The organism is Streptomyces spongiae, from assembly GCF_009377185.1.
Taxonomy (GTDB): domain Bacteria; phylum Actinomycetota; class Actinomycetes; order Streptomycetales; family Streptomycetaceae; genus Streptomyces; species Streptomyces spongiae.
The window spans coordinates 1-10,139 of the sequence record NZ_VJZC01000364.1; the positions used below are offsets into that span (position 1 = coordinate 1).

The window sequence follows — 10,139 nt, forward strand, 5'->3', positions numbered from 1 at the left end:
GGACGGGGCGGTTGCGGGGCGCAGCGGGACCGCGACGCCGGCACCGGCACCGCGCCGCGGCGTGCCGCACGGCACCTCGCCGTTTGCCGAAACGCCCGAACAGCCCCGCTGCCAGGGCGTTTCGGCGCCTCGCGACGTTCCGCACCGCACACTGCGGCCTGTCCGGCCCTGATCCGCCGGACAGGTTCTCGGGGCTCCGCCCAGCCGAACGAACAGGGGCGGCCGGGCTGTTCGTAAACCCGTCGGGCCGCAGGGCTCCCCGCACGGGCTCCTCACACGGCGAGCAGGTCGTCCAAGGACCCCTTCCCCGCCAACTCGGCCGACGCCGCGGGCCCTTCCTTCGCCGCCGCGTACCGGCCCGAGGTCAGCGCCCACTCGTAGTTGCCGTTGATCCAGTGCTGGATGGCCTCCACGCCCATGCGCACCTGCTCGCGCTGTTCGTCGGTGAGTCCCAACTCGGTGCACATCTCCGGTACCCGGGCCTCCGACGCGAGGTACTCGTCGAGGCATTTCGTGGTCATCCGGTACGCCTCGTCGGCGGCCTCCTCCCAGGAGCAGCCCCGCTCGCGGTACAGGACGGCGATGAGGTTGTGGCCGTCACCCCGGCGCTTCTCGCGCTCGAAGGAGTGAATGTCGTTCATGAACCCTATGGTGTCGGCGGCCAGATCACGCAGGCGCGCCATCAGGGGGTGCGCCTGCACCTGCGCCGGTACCTCGAAGCCGCGGCTGCGCTCACCGGCGTCGATGCTGTGGTGGATGCCCACCGTGCGCCGCCGGAACTCGGCGTACTCCGCGAGGCTCAGCGTCCCGGCCAGCCCCCGGGCCGCCAGATCGACCTCCTCGGTGTGCGCCACGAGGAACCGCCCCCAGGAGGCCGCGAACCGGGTACGCCAGGTCAGCGACATGCCCGCCGAGAGGTGTGCCCAGACCTGCGCCCAGGCCAGCGTGATCGGGCAGACCACCCTCGGTGCCGTGTCCGCCGGACGCAGCGGAGTCGCGATGAGCTCCCGCGCCACCTCCGCTATCCGGTCCGCCCGGTCGGGCTGTGCGGTGTCGAACTGGTCGTCGAACAGGAAGGCCAGGGAGAACCAGTTCATGAGGACGACCATGTCCTCGGCCGATGCGTACGGGTAGGTCCGGGCCGCCGCCTGCGGCAGGTCCCAGGACCGGTACTCCTCGAACGCCGCCTGGCTGCGTACCAGGCGCATGTCCCACACCCAGCGCAGATGGCGGCCACGGGCGTGTTCCAGATGCTGACTGACGGGGGTGTCGAAGGGGAGATCGAACCGGACGTCCTGCGGCATGCCGCATCCTCTCGCAGACTCCAACCACGCATTTTGAGCCGGAAGTTGAAGGCTCAAAATGCGCTACGAGACTGCCCACCCGACAAACGATCTATGGTGTGACGTGGATTACGGGTGATACAGGTGAGGCGACGGAAGCGATGACTCAGGAGGCCCCACGGTCATGAACGAGCCGGCACGCACCCGGAAGCAGCGCATTCAGGAGACCCTGCACCGACTGGAACACGACGAGGACGTCTGGGTCGCGACCGCCGACGCGGAGCAGGGGACCCCGTACATGGTGCCGCTGTCCTTCCTGTGGGAGGACGACACGTTCCTCCTGGCCACACCCGCCGACAGCCCGACCGGCCGCAATCTGCGAACGGGCGGCAGGACCCGGCTCGGCATCGGGCCCACTCGTGACGTGGTGATGGTCGACGGCACGGCCGAGGCGATCGCGCCCGCGGACCTGCCGGAGGGCCTCGGCGACCGTTTCGCCACGAAGACCGGCTTCGACCCGCGCCAACTGGCCACACCGTACCTCTACTTCCGCGTCACACCCCGGCGCGTTCAGGCCTGGCGCGAGGCGAACGAGATCGCCGGACGAGACCTGATGCGTGACGGTGCGTGGCTGGTGGCCGACTGATTCTCCGGTACGGGGTACCCGGCAGCGCACAGGCGCCGACGGACCGCCGCCCGCGCCCGGGACACCGACGGAGGAACGATGGCACTGGTACGGACAGGCGTCGTGGTGCTGGACTGCGCCGAGCCGGAGAAGCTCGCCGCCTTCTACAAGGAGCTGCTCGACGCCGAGGAGACGGACGCGACCGCCAACCGGGTCGAGATCTGCGGCGCCAGTGGCACCCGGATGGCGTTCCGCCGTGACGTGAACGCCACCCCGCCGAGCTGGCCGCGCCCAGAGAACTCCCTCCAGGCCCACCTGGACTTCCTCGTCGAGGACCTCGACGAGGCCGAACGCAAGGTCGTCGGCCTCGGCGGGCGCCCCGTGGACACGAAGGAGCCGTCCGGGCCGTTCGAAGAGCGCGGTTACGCCGACCCGGCCGGCCACTCCTTCACTCTGCGCCGTGTACGCCCCACTGCCCCGAAACAGGGCTGAGGGCCCTGGGCCGCTTGAGGGTGCGTCGATGCGGCGCTCCGTGATGATGGCGGAGCGCTGGGACGGGGGGCGCGCCCATGCTTTTAAGGGGCGCGGGGAACTGCGCGACCGGCCACAACGGACCTGTAGCCGGCCACGAACGCCAGCCCGGCAGACGAGAGCCGTCAGGGGCCTCAGTCCCGCCCGTTCTTGTCGGACGACGGCCACACCCCCGTCCGGCGCTCGATAACGGTGGCGCCCGCCCGGTCCACCGCGCTGCGGACCACCGCGAAGATGGCGCCCTGGACGGCCGCGGCCAGCAGAATCTCGCCCCACCCGCGGTCCTTGTCCAGCGCGTCGGGTGCGTCGTCCTCGTCGCGGAGGGCCTTCCACGTCGTGTGGAACGCCTTCCCGGCCAGGGCGCCGCTCAGCCAGCCGAGCAGGAACCCGACGGGCTGGTAGGCGACGGGGATCTTCTTCTTCTTGTTCTTGGCCACCTGGATCTCTCCTCTCTTCGCTTCTCAGGGGCGTCCCTCGGGCGGGACCACCTCCGACTCGCGCACCGGACCGGGCGGAGTGCCGTCGCCGAACGGGCGGCCGCCGAGCTCCTGACGGCCGTGCGGTGAGAGCCAGCCCGAGAGGTCGGGGCCCAGCGGCACGATGCCGGTCGGGTTGATGCCCGTGTGCACCTCGTAGTAGTGCCGTTTGATGTGGTCGAAGTCGACCGTGTCGCCGAAGCCGGGCGTCTGGAAGAGGTCGCGGGCGTACGCCCACAGCACCGGGTCCTCCACCAGCTTCCAGCGGTTGCACTTGAAGTGGCCGTGGTAGACGGCGTCGAAGCGGACGAGCGTGGTGAACAGGCGGATGTCCGCCTCCGTGATCGTGTCGCCGACCAGGTAACGCCGCCCGGCGAGACGCTCGGAGAGCAGCGCCAGCCGCCGGAACACCGCCGTGCATGCCTCCTCGTACGCCGTCTGGTGCGTGGCGAAACCCGCCTTGTACACGCCGTTGTTGACGTCCTGGTAGACGTCCGCCATCACCTCGTCGATCTCGTCGCGCAGCGCGGCCGGGTACAGGTCGGGCGCGCCGTCGCGGTGCAGATCCGTCCACTCGGTGGCCAGGTCCAGGGTGATCCGCTGGTAGTCGTTGGTGACAAGGCGACCACTCCGCACGTCGACGAGCGCGGGCACGCTGACCCCGCCCGGGTAGCCGGTCTCGCGGGCGTCGTACGCCTCCTTGAGGTAGCGGATGCCGAGTACGGGATCACGGCCGTCGGGGTCCAGGGAGAACCGCCAGCTGCGGTCGTCCTGGATCGGGTCCGCGACCGCCAGTGACAGCGCGTGGTCGAGACCCAGCAGGCGCCGTGAGATCACGGCACGGCTCGCCCAGGGACACGCCTGGCTGACGACCAGCCGATAGCGGCCGGGCTCCACCGGCCAGCCGTCCCGGCCGTCGGCCGTGACGCGGTCCGTGAAATGGCTCTTCGACCGCCTGAACTCCTTCCGTCCGTACGCGCTGTTCCCCTCGCCGACTGTCATGAGCCCCTTCCTTCCCGGTGTGTCCGCACACGAGTACCCCTGGCGAGCGTGGTCAGTACCTCGGTGTGAACACCGCCGACAGGGGCAACCGGCCGGAGTGAACAGGACGGAGGACCATGAAGACCGAGGCCGCGACGGTGAGTCGCCAAGGAACCGCGAGGCGTACCCAGCGCGGGTACCCTCCCGGGGCGACCTGCCGGGACCGGAGGCAACGAGGCGTCCGGACCACGGAGAGCACCTGAAGCACACGGCGAACGCAGCACCGCAGCCCTCTCCGCGCTCCGAGCGGAAGGCCCGTGCCGAGCAGAAGGCGCGGGCGGACCGCAGGACACGGGTCACCGTGCTGGTCGCGCTGGGCGCGAATCTCGTGATCGCCGTGGCGAAGGCCGTGGGCGGGGTGCTCGCCGGGTCGCCCGCGCTGCTGTCCGAGGCGGCGCACTCGGTCGCGGACAGCATGAACGAGGTGTTCCTGCTCGCCGCCCTGCGCCGCAGCCGCCGGCCCGCGGACAGCCGCCACCCCTTCGGCTACGGCAAGGAGCGCTTCTTCTGGTCACTGCTCGCGGCCGTCGGCATCTTCGTCATGGGTGGCTGCTTCTCCTTCTTCCAGGGCGTAGAGGCCCTCAGGAGCGGCGCCGAGGAGTCGTACGACGGCTACATGGCGGGCCTGATCGTGCTCGGCGTCTCCCTGCTGTCCGAGGGCGCCTCCCTGCTGCGCGCCCTCCACCAGGTGCGCCGGCAGGGCGGTGGCGCCTCCGGTCTGCGGGACCCGGCCCTGCGGACGGTCGTCGCCGAGGACGGTACCGCCGTGCTGGGCGTGACCCTCGCGATGGTGGGGATGGCCCTGCACATGGTCACGGGCCAGGTCGTCTGGGAGGCGTCCGCCTCGCTGGCCATCGGCGCGCTCCTGGTGTACGTCGCCTTCTGGCTGGGCCGGGACGCCCGGGACCAGCTCATCGGCCGGGCCGCCGACCCGGAACTCAGCCGGCGGGTCCGCGCCCTGCTGGAGGCGCAGCCCGAGATCGACAGCGTGGAGGCCCTGCAGACGATGGAACTCGGCCTCGAATCCACCCTCGTGGCCGCCCGCGTCGACCTTGCCCCCGGCCTCGACAGCGAGGAGGTCGAGGAGGTCTCCGTACGCATCAAGCGTTCCATCACCGACACGGTCCCCGAGGCCGAGCAGATCTTCCTCGACGTGACGGAGGCGTCAAGCCGCCGGCACACCGCCACGGAGGCAGCGGAAAGCCCCGCCGCGACGGGGGAGCGCGGCGGGGCCTGACGCACGGGTGCCCGGCGGTCGACGGTTCATGCGTCCCGAACCGAAGATTTTTCCGAGCTCGATTTTCCGGGCTCTTCCGCCGGGCTCCCTCCGTCAGCCGCCGGCCACCTACTCCAGCACGAAGACGGGGATCACCCGATCGGTCTTCTTCTGGTAGTCCGCGTACGGCGGATACGCCGCGACCGCGCGCTCCCACCACTCGTCCTTCTCGTCCCCGGTGACCTCGCGGGCCGCCATGTCCTGGCGTACGGGCCCGTCCTGGATCTCCACGCGGGGATCGGAGACCAAGTTGTGGTACCAGACAGGGTGCTTGGGCGCGCCGCCCAGGGAGGCCACGACGGCGTACCGGCCCTCGTGCTCCACACGCATCACCGGGGTCTTGCGGATCTTGCCGCTCTTCGCGCCGCGGGTGGTGAGGATGACGACGGGGAGGCCCGTGTCCATCAATGTCGTTCCCTCGGTCCCACCGGAGCTCTCGTACAACTCGACCTGCTCACGTACCCAGTCCGTCGGGCTGGGCACGTACTCGCCCTCAAGTGGCATGACTTCCGTCCCATCGTCGCTATGTGGTTCTCCCCGGGATAACACAGGCCGCTCCCGGATTCATCCACTCCGGGGCCCCCGCGCGCCGAGCCCTACCTCACGGGTAATCGCCGTGCGTGAACGACTCCGGCAGGGTGGTGAGCGCCCTGGAGGACCAGAACAACGAGGAGGCCGTCCCATGTCCACCCGTGCCGTGGTCGAGGAGTTGCTGCGCCGGATCGGGGAGGGCGACCCCGAGCGGATCGCCGAGCTGTACGCCGAGCGGGGCGACTGGCGGCTGAGCTGGCCCGAGAGCGAGCACGGCCGCGCGGCGACCCCGTGGATACGCCATCGGTCAACGCGGGCCGACGCAGCCGCCCACTACCGCGAACTCGCCGACCACCATGTGCCCGGCGAGGCGGGCACCGAGATCGAGCGGATCCTCGTCGACGGCGCCGACGCGGTCGTCCTCGGCGTGATCCGCCAGACGGCCAAGGCGACCGGACGCCCCTACAGCGCCGGGTTCGCCCTGCACGTGACCGTCGAGGACGGGCTGGTCGTCCGGCATCACGTGTACGAGGACAGCCTCGCGGTGGCGCGGGCCTTCACGCCCACTGTGTGACAGAGGGCTGGAGGAATGTTCCGGGGATCTTGACGGTATGAATGTTACCGGTAACATCGATCCTCGTCGCCGTTCCGCGGCCATGGCCCACCCCATCCAGTCAAGGAGCGTGTCGCCCTGTGACCACGGAAGCAGCACGATCGGCGTCCGGCGCCCCCGCGGCCCCGGGCGCCGTGCTCTTCAGCCCGTCCGCCGTGGTCGCGTCCTGTGTGGGCTTCGTGCTCATCGGCGCGCTCCAGGCCCTGTACGGTCCCGCGATCCCGGCCTTCCGCGAGGAGTACGCGCTCTCCCCGTCGGCCGCCGGGCTGGGGCTGAGTGCCCACTTCGTCGGCGGTGTCGCCGGGGTCCTGCTCTTCGACCGCATCTTCGGGCGCGTCGGGAACCGGCGCATCCTCGGCGTCAGTTACGTCCTGATGGCCGCAGGCGCGGCGGGCTTCGCGCTGGCGCCGAACTGGCCCCTGGGCCTGGCAGCCGCCCTGCTGGCCGGGCTGGGCTTCGGCGGCATCGACTACGGTCTCAACCAGTTGTTCGCCGTCGGCTTCGGCCACCGGTCGACGGCGATGCTCAACATCCTCAACGCGCACTTCGGCGTGGGCGCCATCCTCGGCCCCGCGCTGATCGCAGCCGTGGGCGCGGAGCACTACCCGGCGGTCTTCCTCGCCTTCGCCGCCGCCAACCTGCCGCTGCTGCTGTGCCTGCGGGGCGTGCGCGACCGGGCCCCGCAGCCCGCGGACGCCGCGTCCGGGGAGACCGGCGGGCAGGTCCTCGGCCGCAGCCTCGGGTCGGTGCTCGCCGTGTTCGTCGCGCTCTACGTGCTGCACGTCGGCATCGAGGCGGGCGTCGGCGGCTGGGAGCCGACCCATCTGGAGACCGTCGGGTACGGCGCCGGCGTCGCCGCGACGGCCACCTCCGTCTACTGGCTGATGATGACGGTCGGCCGCTTCCTGGTCGCTCCGCTCGCCCTGCGGTACTCGCCCCAGGCCATCATCACCGTCTCCTGCGCGGGCATGACGGTCTGCCTGCTGCTGGCCGCGGTTCCCGGGCTCGCCCCCTACGCGTACGCGGGCGTCGGCCTGTTCATCGCGCCCATCTTCCCCACCGGACTGCCGTGGCTGGGCAGGGCGGCCCCGCGGGCCCGCAGGGCGGGCGCGGTGGTCATCGCCGCGTCCATGGTCGGCGGCGTCGTGGCGGGCCCGGCGCTCGGCAAGGCCATCGAATGGTCCGGGATCCGTGCGGTGCCGCTCCTGCTGTGCGGCGTCTCCGCGCTGTGCCTGGCCGCCACGCTCTGGCTGATCCGGGCCACGCGCACCACTCCGGCACCCCGCTGAGGCAAGCCGCCGAGCCCGTTCACCCGCCCGCCTCGCACCCCGACCTCGGTCAGGAGAAGCCTCGATGACACCCCGGCACCACCTTCGCGTCCCGGCGTCCTGCACACCCCCGCTCATCGGGCACCTCCCCTTCGCCGACGCGCCCGGAGCGCCCGACCCGATCGAGGTGACCAGCCGCTTGCTCACCCGCGGGGGCCGCCCCTGGTTCCCGGTCTCCGGTGAGTTCCACTACTCCCGCTGTCCCGCGGGGGAGTGGGAGGAGGAACTGCTGAAGATGAAGGCGGGCGGGGTGACCGCTGTCGCCGCCTACGTCATCTGGATCCACCACGAGGAGGTGGAGGGCCGTGTCCGCTTCGACGGCCACCTGGACCTGCGCCGCTTCGCCGAACTGTGCGCCCGCCACGGACTGGACTTCATCCCCCGCATCGGACCCTGGAGTCACGCGGAGGTACGCAACGGCGGCCTGCCCGACTGGCTCCTCGCCCGGGCCTGCGTCCCGCGCACGGACGACCCCGCCTACCTGGAGCCCGTACGCCACTGGTACGCGGCCGTCGCGGAGCAACTGCGCGGCCTCGACCGCGCCCACGGCGGCCCGATCGTGGCGATCCAGATCGAGAACGAGCTCTACGACCAGCCCGGCCACCTGCTCACCCTGAAGCGCATGGCCCAGGAGCTCGGCCTGAGCGCACCCCTGTGGACATCGACCGCCTGGGGCGGGGTCCAACTCCCGCCCGACGAGCTGCTTCCGCTCTACGGCGGCTACCCGGAGACGTTCTGGACCGAGGCCGACGGCGGCTGGCCCGACACCTGCCGCAAGCACTTCTTCTTCACCCACCACCGTGACGACGAGGGCATCGGCGCCGACCTGCGCCCGACCACGGTGCGCGGCGCCGACCCGGCGGCTCTGGCGGACCGATTCCCCTGGGCCACCTGCGAGTTGGGCGGCGGCATGGCCGTCGCGTACCATCGCCGCCCGCGCGTCGACGCCGCCGACATCGGCGCGCTCGGCCTCACCAAGATCGGCTGCGGATCGGTGTGGCAGGGCTACTACATGTTCCACGGCGGTACGAACCCGGCCGGGGAACTGACGACCCTCCAGGAGTCCCACGCCACCGGCTACCCCAACGACCTGCCCGTCCTCACGTACGACTTCCAGGCCCCGCTCGGCGAGTACGGCCAGTACCGGCCCTCGTACCACGAACTGCGCCTCCAGCACCTGCTGCTGGCCGACTTCGGCCACCGCGTCGCGCCCATGCGGTCCGTCTTCCCCGAGCGCCCGCCGACGGGCCAGCACGACCGGGACACCCTGCGCTGGGCCGTGCGCGCCGACGGCACCTCGGGATTCCTGTTCGTCACCAACCACCAGCCGCACGAACCGCTGCCGGACCACCCGGACACGACGTTCACCATCGAACTCCCGGATGCCGTCGCTCCGTTGACCCTGCCCAGCGCACCCGTCACCGTCCCCGCGGGCTCCTACTTCTGCTGGCCGCTGCGCCTCGACATCGCCGGCCTGCGGCTCGACTGGGCCACCGCGCAGCCCGTGTGCACGGTCGACGACGACGGCCGTACCGTGCTGGTCCTGGCCGCCACGGACGGCATCGTCCCCGAACTCGCCCTGGACGCCCGCACGGTGGCATCCGTCAGCACCCCCTCCGGCGACATCACACAGACCGGCGACCGCACCCTGATCACCGGCCTGCGGCCCGGCACCGACGCCCTGGTCGAGGTGGACACCGCGGACGGCGGACGCGTCGGCCTGCTGGTGCTGGACGCGGCCACGGCACGCACCCTCTACCGGGGCGTGGCGTGGGGCGCCGAGCGGCTCGTGCTGTGCGGTGACGGGGTCGTCTTCGACGAGGTGGCCGACGAGGTACGGCTGCACGGTCCGTCCACGGAACCGTCGTTCGCCGTGCTGCCCGCGCCGGGCCGCACACCGGTCGTGACCGGGGCGGACGTACGGGCGGCGGACGACGGGGTGTTCACCCGCTACACCGTGCTCGCCGACGGCGCGTTCGACGTCACCGGTCCACAGGTCACACGGCTCCGCCCCGCCGGACCGGCACCCGAGCCCGTGACAGGAGTGCTGGGCCGGGCGAGCGCGCCCGCCGACAAGCACTTCGAGACCACGGCGGCCGAGTACCGCGTCGACGTACCGGACGGCCTTCCGGCGGGCACCCTGCTCCGCGTCCACTGGACGGGCGACGTGGCGCGCGCGTACGTGGGGGACACCCTGGTCGCCGACCAGTTCCACTCCGGGCGCGTCTGGGACATCGGCCTCGACCGGCTGCCGGGTGGGGCCCCGCGGTCCGAGGGCCTGCGGCTGAAGGTGCTGCCCCGGCATGCCGACGCCCGCGTGTACGTGCCCGAGGGCGCGGGTGACGGGGGAGTGGCGGGAGTCGAGCGGGTGGAGTGGATCACCGTACGGTCCTGGTCGGTGAGGGCGGGCTGAGCGCCTGGGCGCCACCCTGCCC

10 protein-coding genes are annotated in these 10,139 nt (G+C 71.6%); 6 read left to right on the plus strand and 4 right to left on the minus strand.

Annotated elements, in window-relative coordinates; translation table 11 throughout:
- Positions 1–272: 272 nt before the first annotated feature.
- A complete protein-coding gene (locus FNH08_RS34265; protein WP_152775423.1) occupies positions 273–1,304 on the minus strand; it encodes a 7-epi-alpha-eudesmol synthase in 1,032 nt (343 codons plus the stop codon).
- Between the two features lie 163 nt (positions 1,305–1,467).
- Between FNH08_RS34265 and FNH08_RS34270 the strand changes: the two genes are divergently transcribed.
- Together FNH08_RS34270 and FNH08_RS34275 are read left to right on the plus strand one after the other, a co-directional pair.
- Entirely contained in the window at positions 1,468–1,929 is a 462-nt protein-coding gene (locus tag FNH08_RS34270; protein WP_152775424.1) for a pyridoxamine 5'-phosphate oxidase family protein, read from the plus strand.
- Positions 1,930–2,007: 78 nt separating this feature from the next.
- Positions 2,008–2,400 carry a VOC family protein gene (locus tag FNH08_RS34275; RefSeq protein ID WP_152775425.1) on the plus strand — a complete coding sequence of 131 codons (393 nt, stop codon included), beginning with the start codon at positions 2,008–2,010 and terminating at the stop codon, positions 2,398–2,400.
- 173 nt (positions 2,401–2,573) lie between these two features.
- On the opposite strand, the gene FNH08_RS34280 is transcribed toward FNH08_RS34275, so the two are convergent.
- On the minus strand, positions 2,574–2,876 hold the full coding sequence (locus FNH08_RS34280) for a DUF4235 domain-containing protein (RefSeq protein WP_322725963.1): 303 nt from the start codon (positions 2,874–2,876) through the stop codon (positions 2,574–2,576).
- 24 nt (positions 2,877–2,900) lie between these two features.
- Complete coding sequence (locus FNH08_RS34285; protein WP_152775426.1) at positions 2,901–3,917, minus strand: glutathione S-transferase family protein; 1,017 nt, start codon at positions 3,915–3,917, stop codon at positions 2,901–2,903.
- 340 nt (positions 3,918–4,257) lie between these two features.
- On the opposite strand from FNH08_RS34285, the gene FNH08_RS34290 reads away from it, so the two are divergent.
- On the plus strand, positions 4,258–5,193 hold the full coding sequence (locus FNH08_RS34290) for a cation diffusion facilitator family transporter (RefSeq protein ID WP_322725964.1): 936 nt from the start codon (positions 4,258–4,260) through the stop codon (positions 5,191–5,193).
- 108 nt (positions 5,194–5,301) lie between these two features.
- Here FNH08_RS34290 and FNH08_RS34295 read toward each other — a convergent pair whose 3' ends face one another.
- Positions 5,302–5,736 carry a nitroreductase family deazaflavin-dependent oxidoreductase gene (locus FNH08_RS34295; RefSeq protein WP_152775427.1) on the minus strand — a complete coding sequence of 145 codons (435 nt, stop codon included), beginning with the start codon at positions 5,734–5,736 and terminating at the stop codon, positions 5,302–5,304.
- A gap of 178 nt (positions 5,737–5,914) precedes the next feature.
- Here FNH08_RS34295 and FNH08_RS34300 point away from each other — a divergent pair, with 178 nt between their 5' ends.
- The 3 genes from FNH08_RS34300 to FNH08_RS34310 all read left to right on the plus strand — a co-directional run bounded on the left by FNH08_RS34300 (position 5,915) and on the right by FNH08_RS34310 (position 10,117).
- Positions 5,915–6,337 (plus strand): nuclear transport factor 2 family protein, encoded by a 423-nt coding sequence (locus FNH08_RS34300; RefSeq protein ID WP_152775428.1) that lies wholly within the window; start codon positions 5,915–5,917, stop codon positions 6,335–6,337.
- A 119-nt stretch (positions 6,338–6,456) separates the two neighbouring features.
- Positions 6,457–7,665, plus strand: a complete 1,209-nt coding sequence (locus FNH08_RS34305) for an MFS transporter (protein WP_322725965.1) — start codon at positions 6,457–6,459, stop codon at positions 7,663–7,665.
- A gap of 64 nt (positions 7,666–7,729) precedes the next feature.
- Entirely contained in the window at positions 7,730–10,117 is a 2,388-nt protein-coding gene (locus FNH08_RS34310; protein WP_152775430.1) for a beta-galactosidase, read from the plus strand.
- Positions 10,118–10,139: the final 22 nt, after the last annotated feature.

Excerpts from the sequence above, each read along its gene's own strand:
- FNH08_RS34265 (WP_152775423.1), bottom strand. The coding sequence starts at position 1,304 with ATGCCGCAGGACGTCCGGTTCGATCTCCCCTTCGACACCCCCGTCAGT.
- FNH08_RS34270 (WP_152775424.1), top strand. The coding sequence starts at position 1,468 with ATGAACGAGCCGGCACGCACCCGGAAGCAGCGCATTCAGGAGACCCTG.
- FNH08_RS34275 (WP_152775425.1), top strand. The coding sequence starts at position 2,008 with ATGGCACTGGTACGGACAGGCGTCGTGGTGCTGGACTGCGCCGAGCCG.
- FNH08_RS34285 (WP_152775426.1), bottom strand. The coding sequence starts at position 3,917 with ATGACAGTCGGCGAGGGGAACAGCGCGTACGGACGGAAGGAGTTCAGG.
- FNH08_RS34295 (WP_152775427.1), bottom strand. The coding sequence starts at position 5,736 with ATGCCACTTGAGGGCGAGTACGTGCCCAGCCCGACGGACTGGGTACGT.
- FNH08_RS34300 (WP_152775428.1), top strand. The coding sequence starts at position 5,915 with ATGTCCACCCGTGCCGTGGTCGAGGAGTTGCTGCGCCGGATCGGGGAG.
- FNH08_RS34310 (WP_152775430.1), top strand. The coding sequence starts at position 7,730 with ATGACACCCCGGCACCACCTTCGCGTCCCGGCGTCCTGCACACCCCCG.